We start from the raw sequence: 18,379 nt of genomic DNA, 5'->3' as shown, positions 1-18,379 counted from the left end.
CGGCGAGGAAACGACGGGCGCCGTCCGGCCGCGCCCGCCGAGGCCTAGCCCCGGGGGCCCGAGGCGCCGCGGCGCAGCTCGTCCAGCCGCCGTCGCGGCTCCCGGCCGTGCGGTTGGAGCGGGCGGCGCAGGCCCTCGGGCGGGGCGGGGATGGCGCGCCGCTCCTCGTGGCCGGCGCGCACCGTGAAGGTCTCGCCCCAGTGGGCGATCTCGATCCCCTCGTCGACCGGCGCACCACCGTCCTCCGCCCCGTCCGCACCCGCGACCGGGTCGAGCGCGTAGACGGCCTCCCCCGGGCGCACCTCGACGACGAGCCGCCGCCCCCGCCACACGATCGGGAACCGCAGGCGCGGCAGGTGCTCCGGCAGGCGCGGGCGGAACTCGAGCCCGTGACCGTGGTCGCGCAGCCCGCCGAAGCCGTTGACGACCGCCGTCAGCGCGCCCGCGAGCGAGGCGACGTGGACCCCGTTGCCGACGTCGCCCCGCAGGTCGCGCAGGTCGGTCAGCGCCGCCTCGGCCAGGTAGTCGTGGGCGAGCTCGAGGTGCCCGACCTCGGCGGCCATCACGGCCTGCACGGACGCCGACAGCGACGAGTCGCGCACCGTCACGCCCTCGTAGTACTCGAAGTTGCGCCGCTTCTGCTCGGGCGTGAACGCGTCGCCGCGCCGGAACATCGCGAGCACGAGGTCGGCCTGCTTGACGACCTGCGTGCGGTAGAGCGCGAAGTACGGGTGGGACAGCAGCAGCGGGTACGCGTCGGGCGGCGTCGCGTCGAAGTCCCACCGTGCGTGCTGGAGGAAGTCCTGGTCCTGCGGGTGGATGCCCAGCCGCTCGTCGAAGGGGACGTGCATCGCGTGCGCCGCCGTCCGCCACGCCGAGATCTCGTCGTGCCGCACCCCGAGGTCGCGCGCCACGTCGGGGTGGCGCTCCGTGGCCTCGGCGGCGACGAGCAGGTTCTGCTGCGCCATAAGGTTCGTGTAGACGTTGTCGTCCACGATCGCCGAGTACTCGTCGGGCCCGGTGACGCCGTCGATGCGGAAGCTCCCGTCCGGACCGTGGTGCCCCAGGCTCGCCCACAGCCGGGCCGTCTCGACGAGCAGCTCGACGCCGACCTCGCGGTCGAAGGTCTCGTCCCCCGTCGCGTTGCCGTAGCGGCGGACGGCGTCGGCGATCCCGGCGTTGACGTGGAACGCCGCCGTCCCCGCGGGCCAGTAGCCCGAGCACTCCTCGCCGTGGATCGTGCGCCACGGGAACGCCGCGCCGCGCAGCCCGAGCTGCCGTGCGCGCTCCCGGGCCTGCGGCAGCGTGTCGTGCCGCCACCGCAGCGCGTCGCGCACGAGCCGCGGGCGCGTGTAGGTCAGGACGGGGAGCACGTAGCCCTCCGTGTCCCAGAACGCGTGCCCGTCGTACCCCGCGCCCGTCAGGCCCTTGGCGGGGATCGGCTGGCGCTCGGCGCGTGCGCCGGCCTGCAGGAGCTGGAAGAGGGCGTAGCGCAGGCCCTGCTGCACCTCCTCGTCGCCCTCGAGCTCGACGTCGCCGACCTCCCACCAGTCGTCCAGGATGCGCCGCTGCGACGCGACGAGGCCGTCGAAGCCCTCGGCCATGGCGCTCTCCAGGCTCGCGTCGACCTGGTCGCGCAGCCACTCCACGGACTGCTGCGAGGACCAGTGGTACGCCAGGAACTTCGTGAGCACGAGGGGCTTGCCCGGCTCGAGCCGCGCCGAGATCGTGACCCGGCCGAGGTCCTCGTCGATCTGCGTGAGCGTCGTCGGGTGGTCGTCGACCTCGATCGTGTGGTCCATGCCGGCCGCGAGCGAGAGCTGCGAGGCGCGCGTGGTGTGCGCCAGGACGACGCGCAGGTCGTGCTGGGTGGACAGCCGCCCCTCGAGCACCGCGCCGAGCTCGGCGGCGCTCCGGGGGTCGTCGTTCCCCCGCTGCTGCTGCCGCTGGTTGGCGAGCAGGTTGGACTGCACCGCCACGCGGACGGGCTCGCCGTCGCCGGACTCGATCTCGTACCGGATCACCGCGACGCTGCGGTGCGCGAAGGAGACCATCCGGCGGCTGCGCACCCGCACGCAGCGGCCCGCCTCGGACGTCCACTTCATCGTCCGCTCGAGCACGCCCGTGCGGAAGTCGAGGTGGCGCTCGTGCTCCTCGAGCCGCCCGCGGTGGACGTCGAGCGGCTCGTCCTCCACGAGGATCCGGATGATCTTGCCGTCCGTGACGTCGACGACCGCCTGGCCGTCCTCGGGGAACCCGTAGCCCTTCTCGCCGTAGCTCAGGGGGTAGGACTCGTAGAAGCCGCCGAGGTACGTGCCGCTGTGGCCGCGCGGCTCGCCCTCGTCGAGGTTGCCCCGCAGGCCGAGGTGGCCGTTGGCGAGGGCGAAGATCGACTCCGTCTCGTTCAGCAGATCGAGGTCCAGGCGACGCTCCCGCAGCCCCCAGGGCTCGACGGGGAAGACGTCGTGACCGATCACGCGAGCTCCTGCAGGTCGGCGACGACGAGGTCGGCGCCGTGCTCGCGCAGCGCGTCGGCGTGCCCGACGCGGTCGACGCCGACGACGAGTCCGAACGCCCCGGCGCGGCCCGCCTCGACGCCCGCGAGCGCGTCCTCGAAGACGGCGGCGCGGTCGGGCGGCACGCCGAGGTCGGCCGCGGCGGCGAGGAACGTGTCGGGCGCCGGCTTGCCCTTCAGGCCCCGCACCTGCAGGGTGCTCCCGTCGACCACGGCGGAGAAGCGGTCGAGCACGCCGGCGGCGGTCAGGACCCGCTTCGTGTTCGCGCTGGAGGAGACGACGGCGCACGGCGTCCCGCGATCGCGCAGGACGTCGAGCAGCGCCAGGGTCCCGGGGTACACCACGACGCCACCCTCGTCGATGAGCCGGCCGACCAGGGCGTTCTTGCGCTGACCGAGCCCGTGGACCGTCCCCGCGTCGGGCCCGTCCTCCGGCGTGCCCTCCGGGAGCGCCACGCCGCGGGAGGCCAGGAAGTTCCGCACGCCGTCCTCGCGCGGCAGCCCGTCGACGTTCGCGGCGTAGTCGTCGTCGGAGAACGGGCGGTGGTCCTCCCCCGCGGCCTCCGGCCGGGCGGCGAGGAACGCGTCGAACGTCTCCCTCCACGCGGCGGAGTGGATCCGGGCCGTGTCCGTCAGGACGCCGTCCATGTCGAAGAGGCAGGCGTCGACGTGCTCCAGGGGTCCGGCGGGCATGCCCGCGAGCCTGACAGACGGGCCGGCGCGCCCCGCCGCCGCAGCGCCGCGCGGGCCGGAACGGTCCGGCCGCAGGTCCGCGCGGAGCGACGGCAGGCCGCGAAGCGAGCGGCGGCGCGCCACGCACCGAGCGCCGGCGCGCCACCTCGCGAGCGGCAGCGCGCCACCTCGACGAACGGAGTACGCGGGTCGGGTATTCGGGTGCCCTTACCCTGCTAGCGTCCACGCGTCGAGTGAGGGGACCCTACCCCGGCCGACGCCGCCTCCATGACCCTGCTCGCCGCCCTCCCCACCGTCCAGTTCGTCATCGGTCTACGGGAGGGCGTCGAGGCCTCGCTGATCGTCGGGATCGTCGCCGCGTTCCTCGTGCAGGAGGGCCGCCGCGACGCGCTCCGGTACATGTGGATCGGCGTGCTCGCGGCCGTCGCCGTCTGCGTCGCGATCGCCGCGGGCCTGCAGATCGTCAACGAGAACCTGCCGCAGAAGCAGCAGGAGCAGCTCGAGACGGCTGTCGCCCTGATCGCCGTCGTGATGGTCACGGGGATGATCGTGTGGATGCGCCGCAACGCCCGCTCCATGGGCCGCGACCTGCGGGCGAGCACCGCCGGCGCCCTGGCGAACGGCTCCGCGTGGGGCCTGATCGCCATGGCGTTCCTCTCCGTCTTTCGCGAGGGCGTCGAGACCGCGTTCTTCCTCCTGGCGACGTTCCAGGCCGAGTCGACGCAGATCTCGACCGCCGCGGCCTCGTTCGGCGCGCTGCTCGGCGTCGCGATCGCCGTTCTCATCGGCTGGGGCATCTACCGCGGCGGCGTGCGCCTGAACCTCCAGCGCTTCTTCCGCGTCACGGCGGTCTTCCTCGTGATCATCGCCGCGGGCCTGCTGGCCGGCGCGATGCACACGGGCAACGCGGGCGGCTGGTTCACGTTCGGCCAGCACCAGGTCCTCGACCTGAGCGCCGTCGTCAAGCCCGAGGCCGACTCCGTGGTCTCCGGCCTGCTCACCGGCCTGCTGGGCCTGCAGCCGTTCCCGAACGTCGCCGAGGTCACGGCGTGGCTCGTCTACGCGATCCCCATGCTCGCGTTCGTCCTCTGGCCCGCCCGCCGGCCGAGCACGACGCCGACCACCCCGTCGGCGCCCTCCACCCCTTCTGCCCCCACGGGCACCGCCACCGACCACGAGGTCACCGCATGACCCGCAGCACCCGCCGTTCAGGCACCCGCTCCCTCGCCCTCGCCGCGGCCGCCGCCGCCACGCTGGGCCTCGCCGCGTGCGGAGGAGACGACGAGGGCGGCTCCGGGTCGGGCGCCACGAACCTGAAGGTCGAGCTCACTGACGCCGGTTGCACGCCGGCCTCGATGACCGCCCCGGCGGGCAAGGTGCGCTTCGAGGCCGTCAACAACGGCACGTCGAAGACCACCGAGGTCGAGCTGAAGAACAGCGAGGGCATCATCCTGGGCGAGCGCGAGAACCTGACCCCGGGCCTCTCGGGCGACTTCTCCCTGCAGCTCGACCCGGGCGAGTACGTCGTGTACTGCGCCGTCCCCGGCGACCTGGACCGCAAGGCCGGCAAGCTCACCGTCACCGGCAAGCCCGTCACGGCGGAGAAGCCGACCGACCCCGCGCTGACGGAGGCCGTGAAGGGCTACGACACCTACGTCCAGGAGCAGTCCGACCTGCTCGTCACCCGGGCGAAGGGCTTCGCCAAGGCGTTGAAGGCCGGCGACACGGAGAAGGCGAAGGACCTCTTCGGCCCCGCCCGCATGCCGTTCGAGCGGATCGAGCCCGTCGCCGAGGCGTTCGGCGACCTCGACCCGCGCATCGATGCCCGCGTGAACGACGTCGCCGAGGGCGACGAGTGGACGGGCTTCCACAAGATCGAGCAGATCCTGTGGACGAAGGACACCACGAAGGGCACGGCCGAGCTCGCCGACCAGCTCGTCGCCGACACGCAGGAGCTCGACCGCAAAATCCGCTCCATCGACCTGCAGGCCGCCCAGCTCGCCAACGGCGCGGTGACGCTGCTCAACGAGGTCTCCGCCGGCAAGATCACCGGCGAGGAGGATCGCTACTCGCACACGGACCTCTCGGACTTCCAGGGCAACCTCGAGGGCTCGAAGAAGGCGTTCGACCTGCTCAAGCCCGCCCTGGCGGCCCGCAAGGAGCAGGCGCTGGTCGACGAGATCGAGCCGCGCTTCGCCGACGTGCAGAAGGGCCTGGACGAGTACAAGCGCGACACCCCGCTGGGCTTCGCCCTCTACGACGAGCTGACGGACGCGGACCGCAAGCAGTTCGCCACGCAGATCAACGCGCTGGCCGACCCGCTGTCCCTCGTCGCGGGCAAGGTGCTGGAGTAGCCCCATGACCGAGCGCCACGACGACGCCCCGCAGGCCGGCGCCGGCACGCCGGAGGAGAGCTCGCCGGACGCGCGCACGGAGCGCGGCGGCCGCGGGATGACCCGCCGCCGCGCGCTCTTCGCGGGCGGCGGGCTGCTCGGGCTCGCGGCGGCCGGCGGGGCCGGCTACGCGACGGGGCACGCCGAGGCGAGCGCGCCGGCCGGCGCCGCGAAGGGCGCGGTGCCCTTCCACGGGGAGCACCAGGCGGGCATCGCGACCCCTGCCCAGGACCGCCTGGCGTTCGGGGCCTTCGACCTCACCACGGAGAGCCCGGCGATGCTGCGCGAGCTCCTGCGGGAGTGGACCGCCGCCGCCGAGCTCATGTGCGCGGGGCGCCCCACGGGTGCCGTCGCCGGCCACCCGGAGGTTCCGCCGCAGGACACGGGCGAGGCCGCGGGGCTGCCGCCGGCGCAGCTCACCATCACCATCGGGTTCGGCCCCACGGTCTTCGAGCAGGACGGGAAGGACCGCTTCGGCCTGGCCGCGAAGCGCCCGAGCGCTCTGCAGCCGCTGGGCGCGCTGCCCGGCGATGAGCTCGACCCGAACCGCTCCGGCGGCGACCTCTGCGTGCAGGCGTGCTCGAACGACCCCCAGGTCGCCTTCCACGCCGTACGCAACCTGGCCCGCATCGCCTCGGGCACGGCGGCGTTGCGGTGGATGCAGCTCGGCTTCGGCCGCACGTCCTCGACGACCCGCGGCCAGGTCACGCCGCGCAACCTCTTCGGGTTCAAGGACGGCACGAACAACCTGCGCGCCGAGGACACGAAGGGCATGGACCGCTTCGTGTGGGTCGGCCGCGAGGAGCCCCAGGCGTGGTTCCGCGGCGGCACCTACCTCGTCGCCCGCCGCATCCGGATGCTCATCGAGAACTGGGACCGCGACCGGCTGGGCGACCAGGAGGCCGTCTTCGGCCGGTCCAAAGTCTCCGGCGCCCCGCTCACCGGGCAGGCGGAGTTCGACCCGGTCGACCTCGACATCAAGGGCAGCGACGGCGTCACGGTGATCCCGCCGAACGCCCACATCCGCCTCGCCGCCCCTGCCGTCAACGACGGCCAGCACCTGCTGCGCCGCGGCTACTCCTACACGGACGGCATCGACCCGCGCACGGCGCAGCTCGACGCGGGCCTGTTCTTCATCGCCTTCCAGCAGGACCCGGAGCGCCAGTTCGTGGCGATCCAGAAGAAGCTCGGCGTCGGCGACGCCCTGAACGAGTACATCCGCCACACGGGCTCGGGCCTGTTCGCCGTCCCGCCCGGGATCCGCCGCGGCGGGTTCGTCGGCGAGGGCCTCTTCCGGTCCTGAGCCCGGCGGCGGTTGTACGGGCCAAACGTCGCGCGGCGGGGCGCCCTCCGGCCGCGTATCCTGGGCCGCTATGTCGTTCTCGCCTCCCGGTCCGTCAGCTCCGGTCGCCGCGCGCCTGCGCGGCGTCGCGAGCTCGCCGGTACGCGAGATCCTGGCCCTGACGGAGAAGCCGGGGGTGCTGTCCTTCGCGGGGGGCCTGCCGGCCCCGGAGCTCTTCGACCACGAGGGCCTGGGCGAAGCGTTCGCGGCGGTGCTCGCGCCGGGCCGCGCCGGCCGCTCCCTGCAGTACTCGACGACGGAGGGCGATCCCGAGCTGCGGCGGCGGGTCGCCGACCGGCTGTCGCGCCGCGGGCTGCCGACGGGGCCGGAGGAGCTGCTGATCACGAGCGGCTCCCAGCAGGCGCTGACGCTCATCGCCGCCGTCTTCCTCGAGCCGGGCGACCGCGTGCTCGTGGAGGACCCGAGCTACCTCGCGGCGCTCCAGGCGTTCCAGCTCGCGGGCGCCATCCCGATCCCCGTCCCGTGCGACGAGGACGGCATCGACCCCGACGCCGTCGAGCGCCTCGTCGCCGAGCACCGGCCCAAGCTGCTCTACGTCGTCCCGACGTTCCACAACCCGACGGGCCGCACGCTGACGGAGGAGCGCCGCCGGGCGCTGGCCGAGGTCATGGAGCGCACGAACCTGTGGGCGATCGAGGACGACCCCTACGGCGAGCTGCGCTACGCCGGCGAGCCGTCGACGCCGCTGGCCGCCATCCCCGGTGCCGCGGAGCGCACGCTGGCGCTCTCCACGCTGTCCAAGGTCGCCGCGCCCGGGCTGCGGATCGGCTGGGTCCGCACCCCGCCGAGCCTGCGGACCCCGCTCACGATCGCGAAGCAGGCGGCGGACCTGCACTCGTCGACCGTCGACCAGGCGGCGACGGCGCACTGGCTCGCGCACGTCGACCTCGACGCGCACCTCGGCCGGCTGCGCCACGTCTACCGGGAGCGCCGCGACGCGATGCTCGAGGCGCTGCCGAGCACGCTGCCGGAGGGCTCGACGTTCAACCGCCCCGACGGCGGCATGTTCCTCTGGGTCCGCCTGCCGGAGGGCCGGGACGCCACCGCGCTCCTCCCCCGTGCCATCGAGCAGCAGGTCGCCTACGTGCCCGGCGCGCCCTTCTACGCGACGACCCCGGACCCGCGCACGCTGCGCCTCTCTTTCACCACCCACGCGCCGGACGAGATCCGCGAGGGCATGGCCCGCCTGAAGGTCGCGCTGGCCTGAGGGCGACACGGGTAGGACCCGATCCGCGACGCGACCGCGGTGCAGCGGGCGCCGCAACCAGCGATCGAAGGGGTCACGACGACGTCGCGAATCAAACGTCGGCATTGCCCGCACCCTGGGGAGCACGACGGTCTCGGCCCGCGCCTGGCTCGCAGCGTCGCCCCGGAGCGCGCCGTAGATACCGTCCACGAAGCGACGGTCCTCGAGCAGCGTGCGGAGTTGCTCGACGCAGTACTCGCGGAGGTCGTCTGTTGCCCCGAGGACGTCCTCCACGGTCTCGGCTCGACCGTCGAGGAGTGTCACGACATCGCCGAAGTCGCGGCTGGCGTAGAAGTCGCCCCCTCCCCTTCCGCGGAACGCCTCGAGCTTCGTAGCGAGGAACAACGCGGGCGCGACGACCGCGACGGAACGGCCCGAGGGCAATTCGTGGCGTCGAGGATCGCGGACTACCATGCCGTACCAGCGGCTGGCGAACCCGAGAATCTCGGGGTCTGACGCATCACGTCGAGGATCAGCGGCGAGGCTTCGTGCTGCCACCGGCAGATGACGCCGCTGTCCTGGTCCTCGAAGAACCCCTGGTTGCGGAGCCGCTCCTCGAACTCGGCAAACCGACCGCGTGAGGCCACCTCGACGACTACGTCAAGCGTCGGGCGCGGCGGAGGCGCTGCGGCATCCGTGATCCACACGCCGACGGTCGCCCCACCGACGAACACCACCTCCGCTGCGAGGGGCCCGAGCGCCGCGGCCGCAGCGTCGAGCATCCCGTCAGTCACGAGACCGGAACCCGCGTCAAGTCGCTCCGAAGGAGCTCTCCGGCGACTCCGCGGATCCGCGCGTCACCGAGCCTGAGGGCATCCACGAGCACCAGCCGCCCATAGATCGAGGGCCGATCGCGACTGAGCGCGACCGCCGCCCGGTGGAGCGGTTCGATCGCGAAACCCCGGGCGCTCCCCGTCGCCGAGGGCCAGACGGGAATCGCCGATTCCCCGGAAGCGATCGCGCCGCTCAGCGGCGCGGCACCCCATGCGGTCGGCACCCCTCGAGTCTCTGCACCGAGCTGCGCCGGGAACACGAAGCGGACCGCGTCGACCAGAAGGCGCTCGAGCTCGGTCGTGTTGACCCGTCGCGTGACCGCATCGACCACGGGCGTCGCGGTCAGCCGCACCACCGCACGCTGCACCGTCGCCGGCGCCACGCCGAGATCCGAAGCGACGGCCCGGACGGTCCAGTCGCCAGTGCGACGTTCGGCGAGGTCCAGCGCCACGAGGATGTCGATACCCTGCACGGCCGAAGTGTCCCACGTATCGATACACGGGACAAGGCGCCGGAAAGCGTTTCCGACGTTCGCCGGTTGTACGGGCGAACGTCCATCCCTTGGCCGGCCCTCAGGCCGCGACGGCCGGCCGCTCCGCGCGCACGAAGAGGCTCTGGCCCGCCTCGACGTCGAGCGCCGCGGCCTCGGCCCGGGTCGTCTGGGCGGAGAGCTGGGCGTCGTCGCCGTCGCGCAGCTCCACGCGGACCTCGAAGCCGAGGTGGACGACCCGCTCGACGGTGACGGGGACGGCGTCCTCGGCCGGACCCCGCGAGAGCACGAGGTCGTGCGGGCGGACGAGCCGCCCACCGAGCGTGGCCGTGGGTCCGAGGAACGACATGACGAACTCCGTCGCCGGCGCGTCGTAGAGATCGCGGGGTGCGCCGACCTGCTCGATACGCCCGGCGTTCATGACGGCGATGCGGTCGGCGACGTCCATCGCCTCCTCCTGGTCGTGGGTGACCAGGACGGTGGTGACGTGGACCTCGTCGTGCAGCCGGCGCAGCCACTTGCGCAGGTCCTCGCGGACCTTCGCGTCCAGCGCGCCGAACGGCTCGTCCAGGAGCAGCACCCGCGGCTCGACGGCCAGGGCGCGCGCGAGCGCCATCCGCTGGCGCTGGCCGCCGGAGAGCTGGGACGGGTAGCGCCCCTGGTAGCCGGCGAGGCCGACGATCTCGAGCAGCTCGTCGACGCGGGACGCGATCTCCGCCTTCGGGCGCTTGCGGATCTTCAGGCCGAACGCGACGTTGTCGCGCACCGTCATGTGCTTGAACGCGGCGTAGTGCTGGAAGACGAACCCGATCCCCCGGCCCTGCGGCGCCAGGCGCGTGACGTCGTTGCCGGCGATCGCGATCACGCCCTCGTCGGGCGCCTCGAGCCCGGCGATCACCCGCAGGAGCGTCGACTTGCCCGAGCCGCTGGGACCCAGCAGGGCGGTCAGCGACCCGTCGGGGATCTCGATGGAGACGTCCCGCAGCGCGTGGAAGTCCCCGTAGTGCTTGTGGATGCCGTGGGCGGCGATCATGCGCGTGTGCTCCTGCGCTCGAAGACGGTCATGAGGACGAGCGCCACGAGCGCGAAGCCCATGAGCACCGTCGCGGCGGCGTAGCTGCCGAACAGATTGAGGTCCTCGAAGCGGTTGGCGACGAGGAGGGTGAGCGTCTCGGACTGGCCCGAGACGCCGTTGGAGACGACGGAGACCGCGCCGAACTCGCCGAGCGCGCGGGCGACGGTGAGGACGACGCCGTAGGCCAGGCCCCAGCGGATGGACGGGAGGGTGATCCGCCAGAACGTCTGCCACCCGTTCGCGCCGAGCGTGGCCGCGGCCTGCTCCTGCTCGTCGCCGATCTCGTGCAGCACCGGCTCGACCTCGCGCACCACGAAGGGGAGCGTCACGAAGAGCGTGGCGAGCACCATGCCGGGCAGCGAGAAGATCACGCGGATGCCGACCTCGGCGAGCCCGCCGAACCAGCCGTTGACGCCCCAGAGCAGGACGAGCGAGACGCCGACGATGACGGGCGAGACCGCGAAGGGCAGGTCGACGATCGCCTGCATGAACCCGCGGCCGCGGAACCTCCCGCGGACGAGCGCCAGCGCGACGAAGATGCCGAAGACGACGTTGAGGGGTACGACGATCGCGACGATCTCGAGCGTCAGCGCCATCGCCGAGATCGACGCGGGCGTCGTGACCTGGTCCCAGAACGCGCCGATGCCGTTCTCGAACGTGCGGAAGAGGATCAGCCCGACGGGGACGAGCAGGAGGACGAAGAGGTACGCCAGGGCGACCGTCCGCAGCGCGATCCGGGGTGCGCGCTCAACCTTCACGGCTCGTCCTCCGGTGCGCCACGACGCGCAGCACGAGCAGCACGGCGAAGGTGATGAGGAGCAGCGTCACCGACATCGCGGCGGCGGCCGCGGGCTGGTCGGTCTCGATGCGGTCCGCGATGTACTGGGACGCCACCTGGTTGCGGGGCGTGTTGCCCGAGACCAGGACGACCGACCCGTACTCCCCCACCGCCCGGGCGAACGCCAGGCCGGCGCCCGAGATCAGCGCGGGCGCCAGCGCCGGCAGCACGATGCGCCGGAAGATCGTGGCGTTCGACGCCCCCAGCGAGGCGGCGGCCTGCTCCGCGTCGCGGTCGAGCTCGAGCATCACGGGCTGCACGCTGCGCACGACGAAGGGCAGCGTCACGAACAGCAGCGCGATGCCGATGGCCCAGTGCGTGGCGACGAGGTCGAGGCCGATCGGGCTGTTGGCGCCGATGAGCGCGAGCAGCACGATCGACGCGACGATCGTCGGCAACGCGAAGGGCAGGTCGATCAGCGCGTTGACGATGGCCTTGCCCCGGAACTCGTCGCGGACGAGCACCCACGCGATCAGGGTCCCCATGACCGCGTTGATCACCGTGACGACCGCGGAGACCGTGAGCGTCAGCTTCAGCGCCCGCTGGGCCGGAGGCGAGGAGACCGCGTCCCAGAATCCGGCGAGCCCACCCTCGAGCGAGGACACGAGCACGGCCGCCAGCGGCAGCAGGACGATGAGGCTGAGCCACAGCGTGGCGACGCCGAGCCCGAGGGGCCCGACGCCACCGACGGCGCGCCGCGAGCGGCGGCGCGCGACGGGTGCGGAGGGCGGCAGCGACGGCCCGGGGCCGCCGGCGCCGCCGACCGCGTCAGTCGCCGGTCGCGGCACCCGAGGCCTCGTAGAGCTTGGCGATCTCGCCCGTGTCGGGCTCGAACAACGTCGCGTTCAGCGCCTTCCAGCCGCCGAGCTCGGCGACCGTGAAGAGGCGCTCGGGCGCGGGGTACTTGTCGGCGAACTCCTTCGCGACCTCGGGGTCGACGGGGCGGAACCCGGCCTCGCCCCAGATCCGCTGGCCTTCGGCGGAGAACAGGAAGTCCGAGAACGCCTTGGCCTCCTTCGGGTGCTCCGACGTCTTCAGGATCGCGAACGGGTTCTCGATCCGCAGGGTCTTCGGCGGCGTGACGTGCTGGACGTCCTCGCCCTGCCCCTCGATGTTCAGCGCCTCGTTCTCGTAGGAGAGCAGCGCGTCGGCCTTCCCCTGGAGGAACGTCTGCGTCGCCTCGCGGCCGGACTTCGGCTGCGTCTTGATGTTCTTCAGCAGGTCGCCGACGTACTGCAGGCCCGCCGCCTTGTCCTTCCCGCCGTCGCTCTTGTCGGCGTACGGGGCGAGCAGGTTCCACTTCGCCGAGCCCGAGCTGAAGACGTTCGGCGTCACGACCTCGACCCCGGGCTTCAGCAGGTCGTCCCAGTCCCGGATGCCCTTCGGGTTGCCCCTGCGGACGACGATCGTGACGACGGAGCTCGAGACGATCCCCTTGTGGGCGTTCTCGTTCCAGGAGGGGTCGACCTGGCCGGAGTCGACGAGCCGCGTGACGTCGGGCTCGAGCGAGAAGTTCACGAGGTCGGCGGGCTGGCCCTGCTCGACCGCGCGGCTCTGGTCGCCCGAGGCGCCGTAGGACTGCGCGAACGTGACGCCCTTGCCGGCCTCGGTCCCCTGGAACGCCGGGACCTGCTTGTCGAAGCCGACCTTCGGCACCGCGTAGGCCACGAGGGAGAGCTTCGCGCCGCTCCCGTCGCTCGCCGCGACCTCGTCGCCGCCCACGCTGTCGCTCGCGCCGCCGCAGCCGGCGAGGACCGCGGTCGCCAGGAGCGCCGTCGGCGCGAGGAGTCGGGGAGGTATGCGCATGGTCTGCTGCCTTGGAAGAGGGCTCGGAAGCCCGGTCGCGGCGAATGCCTGATCGAGATTCGGCATATTAGGGAATGCCTCGACGGAATTCCACAAGGCCGATCAGGAATAGGACCAAGCCGAGACCCGAGTGCCCCCGCAGACCCCGCGCGGCGCACCGGACCGAGGCGCCGTCGTTCGGGCGAGTCCGCCGCCGGACGCCATAGGCTGCGGCCCGTGAGCCCCACGGCAGCCGCCCTCGTCCCGCTGGGGCTGTCGTTCGGAAGCGGCGAGGGCGTCTCGACGACGTTGGCGATCGGGGTCTTCGTCGTGCTCGCCCTCTCGCCCATCGTGCTGGGGTTCGTGCTGCGGCTGAAGGACCGCCGGCGCGACCGGCGCGGTCCGCGGGACCCCGGTCGCGCGGGCGACGCCCCGGGGATGCGGACCCCGTGGTCGGCGTGGCCGCTCGCCCTGCGAGTCGCCGCGCTCATCGGGGCCGCGGCGGCGGGCTGGCTGCTCGCCGCGCTCGTGACCTGAGCGGCGGGGCGGTCCGGCCGGGGCCCGGGGCTCAGCTGCCGCGCATCCGCTCGAGCCAGCGCCCGATCGCCCTGCCGGTCGCGCCGGCGCCCTCGAGCAACGGGTCGGCGTCGCGGGCGAAGCGGCGCAGCGTCTCCGCGAGCAGCCGCTCGTCCTGGGTGAGGGCGCCGTCGAAGGACGGGTCCAGCAGGTGGCCGAGCGGGTCGACGGCGAGCATCCCGAGGGCGTCGAGCGCGACCTCGAGCCGGCGGGCGGCGGGTGCGGTGCCCGCCCGGCCGGCGCCGTCCTCCGGCATGCGCGTGGAGACGACGTCGAGCTGGCCCTTCCAGAGCTCGGCGGTGACCGCGTGCCGCGACGGCGAGAGGCTCGTGGCGTACGCGCCGTCGCGCTCCCGCATCTGGGCGGTGGTGTCGAGCACCTGACGCACGTCGTGCGCGATGCGGTGGAACGTCTCGTCGCTCAGGCCGAAGCCGACGAAGAGCATGTGGCGGGTGAGCAGCAGCGCCTGGACGACGCCGGCCAGCGCGTTGCGCTCGGCTCCGAACCGGAGGTAGTCGTCGCGGGTCAGGACGACGTTGTGCAGGCGGCCGTCACGGACGGTGCCGTGCAGCTTGACGATCCAGTGGTCCGCGCCGGCCTGGCCGTCCTCGGGCAGCTGGGCGATGCGCCCCGCCCCCGCGTCCCGCCACGCGCGCTCGAAGAGGTCGTCCCAGTTCGTCGTCGCGGCCTCCATCACCGGGAGCGACGCGAGCAGCTGGTGCTGGAGCGCCACGTGCGACGCCGCGGTGAGCCGCTCGAGCAGGATGCGGTCGAGCTCGCCCACACCCAGGCGGCTCTGGATCAGCGCCGCGCGGTCCCGCAGGTCGATGCGGTCCAGCGCGGCGCGGTCGGCCTCCATCCCGGCCTCGGCGATCAGCTCGTCGAGCAGCCCGACCCACGAGGGCAGGCCGGCGCCCATGCTGACGCCGGCGCCCACGAACGGCACGAGCCGCCCGTTGCGCGCGTGCTGGGCCAGCGCGCGGACCCGGCCGTCGAGCTCCTCGCCGATCAGGGCGGGGAGCCGGCCGCCGAGGCCGGCGGCCCGGCGGGCGCGCTGCGCGGCGGCGTAGTGGCCGCGGTCGAAGCAGACGAGCACGACGTCGGGGCCGTCCGGCGCGTCCGCCAGCGCCGTCCACGCGGCGTCGATCTGGCCCGCGAGCACCGCGCCGCGGACGTCACGACCGCCACCCGCCCCCACCCCGACGGTCGGCAGCGCCACGAGCGGGCGCGCACGCGGCTGCTCGATGACGGCCGTGGGGTGGGTCTCGGCCGACCGCACGAGCTCGTCGAGCCGGGCGATCGCCGTCGACGCCGCGGCCGCGCAGGCGGCGACGTCGCCGTGCGCCACGGCGGTGTCGCAGGCCACGACCCCCGGCTCCGTGCTCGACGGTCGCCGCAGGACGGTGGCGCCGTCGCGGCGCAGGTCCTCGCGGGCCGCCTCGTCCAGCCGTCCGCCGTAGGCGTCGGCGCGCCCCCGGCCCATCGCCTCGAGCGCCGGCACCCACGGGGCGGTGACGTTGCCCTCCCGGTCCGTGGGCAGCACCCACGCGTCGCAGTGCAGCGCGGTGAGGTCGCCACGCGTGACGAAGAGATGGCGGGGCGGCATCACCGCACGGGATATCAGTCCTCGGACGGCCGGGCGTCGCCCGGGCCGTCCGCCGACCGATCCGGTGCGGCGTCACGCGGATCGCCGCCCTCGACCATGCCGGCCCCGGAGAGGTCGAACGCGGGCCGGGCGGCGGGATCGTCGCCCGCGGTGGCGTCGGCGCCCGAGCGCGCGTCGCCGGCGATCATCAGGCGCTCCCGGAGCGTCGCCGTCTCCTCCGGCGTCGGATCCCACGCCGCGGTGTCGGGCAGGTCGCCCAGGCCGTCGAGGCCGAAGAGCTTGAGGAACAGCCCGGTCGTGCGGTAGAGCACCGCCCCGAACTGCGAGCGCCCGGCCTCCTCGATCATGCCGCGCTCCACCAGCGTGGCGCAGGCCGAGTCGGCCGCGACGCCGCGGATCCGCGTGATCTCCGGTCGGCTCACGGGCTGAAGGTACGCGACGATCGCCAGCGTCTCCGCCTGGGCCGGCGTGAGCGGCGGGGTGCGCGGCGCGGTCAGCAGCCGACGCGCCGCCGGCTCGGTCTCGGGCGCGGAGGACAGGAGGAACCCGCCGCCGACCTCGCGCAGCAGGAGCCCGCGGCGGCCCGGGGCGAAGACGCGGCGCAGCTCGCGGAGCGCGGCGGCGACCTCCTCCGGACCCGTGTCGCACGCGATCGCCAGGGCGTCGAGACGCACGGGCTCCGAGGAGAGGAACAGGAGCGACTCGATCATGGACGCCAGACCCGACTGCTCCGGCGGCAGCGGGGCGTCGGGGTCCGGGACGTCGGGTCCGGGGACGTCCGGTCCCGGCAGCTCGTCGGCGGTGCCGTCGACGTCGAACGGCTCCGGGCCGCTCACGCGACGGCCTCCACGTCGCCGCGCGCCGACCAGCGGGGAGCGCCGGCGGCGACGCCCGCCACGTGGATCTCGGCGAACGGCTCGTCCTGCGTCCAGTCCGCCTCCCCCTGCTTGTAGAGCTCGAGCAGCGCCCACAGGGTGACGGCCACCGTGGTCCGGTCGGCGTCGCCCACGGCCTCGGAGAACGTGAAGCTGCCGCGGCGCAGCAGGGAGCGCACGTGCGCGAGGCGCTCGGCCAGGCTCACGCGCTGCAGGGTCACGTGGTGCAGGTCGACCCGGGGCGGCATCCGCAGCAGTCCACCGATGGCCTTGCCCAGGCGGGCGGCGCTGTGCACGGCGACGGCGTCGGCCTCCGTGAAGCGCCGCAGGTGCCTCGGAAGCGGCGCGGAGCGGAAGCGCTTGCCGTCCTCGCGCCCCAGGCGGTCCGTCAGGTGCTCGGCGGCGTGGCGGTAGCGGCGGGCCTGGAGCATGCGCTCCATGAGCTCCTCCGCGGCCTCCTCGGGCTGCAGGTCGCCCAGCTCGTCCTCGTCCTCGCGCGGCAGCAGGAGCCGGGACTTCAGCTCGAGCAGCGACGCGATGAGGACGAGGAACTCCGTGGCCACCTCGAGGTCGAGCTCGCCCCGCGCCTCGAGGTGGTCGAGATACGTCAGGACGACGTCGGCGAGATCGACCTCGAGCAGGTCGACCTCCTCCTTCAGGATCAGGGTCAGCAGCAGGTCGAAGGGCCCGCTGAAGACCTCCAGGTCGAGCTCGAGCCCCGCGACGTAGGCGGTCGCACGCACCCGTCGAACGCTAGCGCCCGACCCGGTCGTCGCGGCCGGTCAGCGCCGCGGGCCCACGCCCATCGCCTCGCGCACGTCGGCGAGCACCGGGCGGGCGATGGCGCGCGCCTTCTCGGCGCCGGTCGCCAGGGCGTCCTCGATCGCGGCCTCGTCCTCACGCAGGGCGCGGTAGCGCTCCTGGATCGGGGCGAGCATCGTCGTGACGGCGTCGGCGGCCGCCTTCTTCAGGTCTCCGTAGCCGCGGGCGTCGACGAGCGAGGCCTCGACCTCGTCCGGGGTGCGGTCCGTGGTGGCGGCGAGGATGTCGATGAGGTTCGACACCCCGGCCTTGTCCGGGCCGCGGCGGATGACGGGCGGGTCCTCGGAGTCCGTGACGGCGCGCTTGAGCTTCTTCTCCGCGGCCTTCGGGTCGTCGAGCAGGTACAGCGTGCCCTCGACGGAGCCCGACGACGTCGACATCTTCTTCTCGGGGGCCTGCAGGTCCATGATCCGCGCCGCGACCGTCGGGTAGGTGCCCTCCGGCACGGTCAGGATCTGCTCGCCGGGCTTGCTCGGGTCCTGCGGGTCGCCGCCGCCGAAGCGGGCGTTGAACCGCAGCGCGATGTCGCGCATGAGCTCGACGTGCTGGCGCTGGTCGTCGCCGACGGGGATCCGATCGGCGCGGAACGCGAGCACGTCGGCGGCCATGAGCACCGGGTAGAGGAACAGCCCGGCGGAGACGAGGTCCCGCTGCTGGCCCGACTTCTCCTTGAACTGGTGCATGCGGTTGAGGTCGCCGTGGGCCGTGACCGCGGTCAGGAGCCACATCAGCTCGGGGACCTCGGGCACGTCGCCCTGGCGGTAGAGCACCGACCGCTCGGGGTCGATGCCCGCGGCCATCAGCAGCGCGATCGTGTCGTACGTCCGGTCGCGGAGCTCCGCGGGGTCGTAGGCGACCGTCGTGGCGTGGAGGTCGACGACGCAGAAGATCGACTCGTCCCCCGCCGCCTGGGCCTCCTCCTGCCCGGTGACGTAGTGGCGGATCGCGCCGAGGTAGTTGCCCAGGTGCTTGCGACCGGTGGGCTGGATGCCGGAATAGACGCGCACGACGGTCGAGAGTACCCGTGGGGACGCGGGCGCGACGGCCCCACCGGGTGCGCCGAGCCCGGTCGATGTCCCACGCGCCCCGGCCCGAGACGCTCGGGGCGGGGCCCGGACCCCTCCGGGTGCCCCGAGCCCTGCCGTCGTCCCCCGCGCCCCGGCCGAGACGCTCGGGGCGGGGCCCGGACCCCTCCGGGTGCCCCGAGCCCTGCCGTCGTCCCCCGCGCCCCGGCCCGAGACGCTCGGGGCGGGGCCCGGACCCGTTCCCCGGACGCGCCGTCCGATTCCGGCTAGCCAGGACGCGCACCGCGGGCGAAGGTGGTTGTC

General features: G+C 73.7%; 17 protein-coding genes. 5 read left to right on the top strand and 12 right to left on the bottom strand.

Annotation, left to right across the window (positions count from 1 at the left end; translation table 11 throughout):
- Positions 1-44 precede the first annotated feature (44 nt).
- Together F593_RS23990 and F593_RS0109820 are read right to left on the bottom strand one after the other, a co-directional pair.
- Entirely contained in the window at positions 45-2,477 is a 2,433-nt protein-coding gene (locus F593_RS23990) for a glycoside hydrolase family 65 protein (RefSeq protein ID WP_022928579.1), read from the bottom strand.
- Entirely contained in the window at positions 2,474-3,208 is a 735-nt protein-coding gene (locus F593_RS0109820; RefSeq protein WP_022928578.1) for a beta-phosphoglucomutase family hydrolase, read from the bottom strand. The genes F593_RS23990 and F593_RS0109820 overlap by 4 nt, the downstream gene beginning before the upstream one ends.
- Positions 3,209-3,475: 267 nt before the next feature.
- Between F593_RS0109820 and efeU the strand changes: the two genes are divergently transcribed.
- The 4 genes from efeU to F593_RS0109800 all read left to right on the top strand — a co-directional run bounded on the left by efeU (position 3,476) and on the right by F593_RS0109800 (position 8,171).
- Positions 3,476-4,399, top strand: a complete 924-nt coding sequence (efeU, locus tag F593_RS23985; protein ID WP_022928577.1) for an iron uptake transporter permease EfeU — start codon at positions 3,476-3,478, stop codon at positions 4,397-4,399.
- Entirely contained in the window at positions 4,396-5,562 is a 1,167-nt protein-coding gene (gene efeO / locus F593_RS0109810) for an iron uptake system protein EfeO (protein ID WP_022928576.1), read from the top strand. Before efeU ends, efeO begins: the two co-directional genes overlap by 4 nt.
- 4 nt (positions 5,563-5,566) lie before the next feature.
- Positions 5,567-6,904 carry an iron uptake transporter deferrochelatase/peroxidase subunit gene (gene efeB, locus F593_RS0109805; RefSeq protein ID WP_051160489.1) on the top strand — a complete coding sequence of 446 codons (1,338 nt, stop codon included), beginning with the start codon at positions 5,567-5,569 and terminating at the stop codon, positions 6,902-6,904.
- A 70-nt stretch (positions 6,905-6,974) separates the two neighbouring features.
- Positions 6,975-8,171, top strand: coding sequence for an aminotransferase-like domain-containing protein (locus F593_RS0109800; RefSeq protein WP_022928574.1), 1,197 nt, complete (start codon positions 6,975-6,977; stop codon positions 8,169-8,171).
- Positions 8,172-8,617: 446 nt separating this feature from the next.
- Here the strand turns inward: F593_RS0109800 and F593_RS29850 are convergent, their stop codons facing one another.
- The 6 genes from F593_RS29850 to F593_RS0109770 form a co-directional block, all read right to left on the bottom strand.
- The gene (locus F593_RS29850; protein ID WP_157251706.1) at positions 8,618-8,932 is read right to left on the bottom strand and encodes a hypothetical protein; all 315 of its coding nucleotides are present in this window, start codon (positions 8,930-8,932) and stop codon (positions 8,618-8,620) included.
- 8 nt (positions 8,933-8,940) lie between these two features.
- Positions 8,941-9,456 carry a hypothetical protein gene (locus F593_RS23975; protein ID WP_022928573.1) on the bottom strand — a complete coding sequence of 172 codons (516 nt, stop codon included), beginning with the start codon at positions 9,454-9,456 and terminating at the stop codon, positions 8,941-8,943.
- A 100-nt stretch (positions 9,457-9,556) separates the two neighbouring features.
- On the bottom strand, positions 9,557-10,507 hold the full coding sequence (locus tag F593_RS0109785) for a sulfate/molybdate ABC transporter ATP-binding protein (protein ID WP_022928572.1): 951 nt from the start codon (positions 10,505-10,507) through the stop codon (positions 9,557-9,559).
- On the bottom strand, positions 10,504-11,307 hold the full coding sequence (cysW, locus tag F593_RS0109780; protein ID WP_022928571.1) for a sulfate ABC transporter permease subunit CysW: 804 nt from the start codon (positions 11,305-11,307) through the stop codon (positions 10,504-10,506). The genes F593_RS0109785 and cysW overlap by 4 nt, the downstream gene beginning before the upstream one ends.
- Entirely contained in the window at positions 11,297-12,175 is an 879-nt protein-coding gene (gene cysT, locus F593_RS0109775) for a sulfate ABC transporter permease subunit CysT (RefSeq protein WP_022928570.1), read from the bottom strand. The genes cysW and cysT overlap by 11 nt, the downstream gene beginning before the upstream one ends.
- Positions 12,156-13,193: a sulfate ABC transporter substrate-binding protein gene (locus tag F593_RS0109770; protein WP_022928569.1), complete on the bottom strand. Its 1,038-nt coding sequence runs from the start codon at positions 13,191-13,193 to the stop codon at positions 12,156-12,158. The genes cysT and F593_RS0109770 overlap by 20 nt, the downstream gene beginning before the upstream one ends.
- 216 nt (positions 13,194-13,409) lie before the next feature.
- Here F593_RS0109770 and F593_RS0109765 point away from each other — a divergent pair, with 216 nt between their 5' ends.
- Positions 13,410-13,709 carry a hypothetical protein gene (locus F593_RS0109765; protein ID WP_022928568.1) on the top strand — a complete coding sequence of 100 codons (300 nt, stop codon included), beginning with the start codon at positions 13,410-13,412 and terminating at the stop codon, positions 13,707-13,709.
- A gap of 31 nt (positions 13,710-13,740) precedes the next feature.
- On the opposite strand, the gene F593_RS23970 is transcribed toward F593_RS0109765, so the two are convergent.
- From F593_RS23970 to trpS, 4 genes are read right to left on the bottom strand one after another with little or no spacing between them, the layout of a single operon-like run.
- A complete protein-coding gene (locus F593_RS23970; protein ID WP_022928567.1) occupies positions 13,741-15,354 on the bottom strand; it encodes an SIR2 family NAD-dependent protein deacylase in 1,614 nt (537 codons plus the stop codon).
- A 14-nt stretch (positions 15,355-15,368) separates the two neighbouring features.
- On the bottom strand, positions 15,369-16,190 hold the full coding sequence (scpB, locus tag F593_RS23965; protein ID WP_022928566.1) for an SMC-Scp complex subunit ScpB: 822 nt from the start codon (positions 16,188-16,190) through the stop codon (positions 15,369-15,371).
- A complete protein-coding gene (locus tag F593_RS0109750; protein ID WP_022928565.1) occupies positions 16,187-16,972 on the bottom strand; it encodes a segregation and condensation protein A in 786 nt (261 codons plus the stop codon). Before F593_RS0109750 ends, scpB begins: the two co-directional genes overlap by 4 nt.
- A 39-nt stretch (positions 16,973-17,011) precedes the next feature.
- Complete coding sequence (gene trpS, locus F593_RS0109745; RefSeq protein ID WP_022928564.1) at positions 17,012-18,058, bottom strand: tryptophan--tRNA ligase; 1,047 nt, start codon at positions 18,056-18,058, stop codon at positions 17,012-17,014.
- Positions 18,059-18,379 lie beyond the last annotated feature (321 nt).

The sequence above is a fragment of the Patulibacter americanus DSM 16676 genome (assembly GCF_000420025.1).
GTDB lineage: Bacteria > Actinomycetota > Thermoleophilia > Solirubrobacterales > Solirubrobacteraceae > Patulibacter > Patulibacter americanus.
Note: the sequence above shows the minus strand (reverse complement) of the source record. Positions and strands in the feature narration are given on the sequence as shown.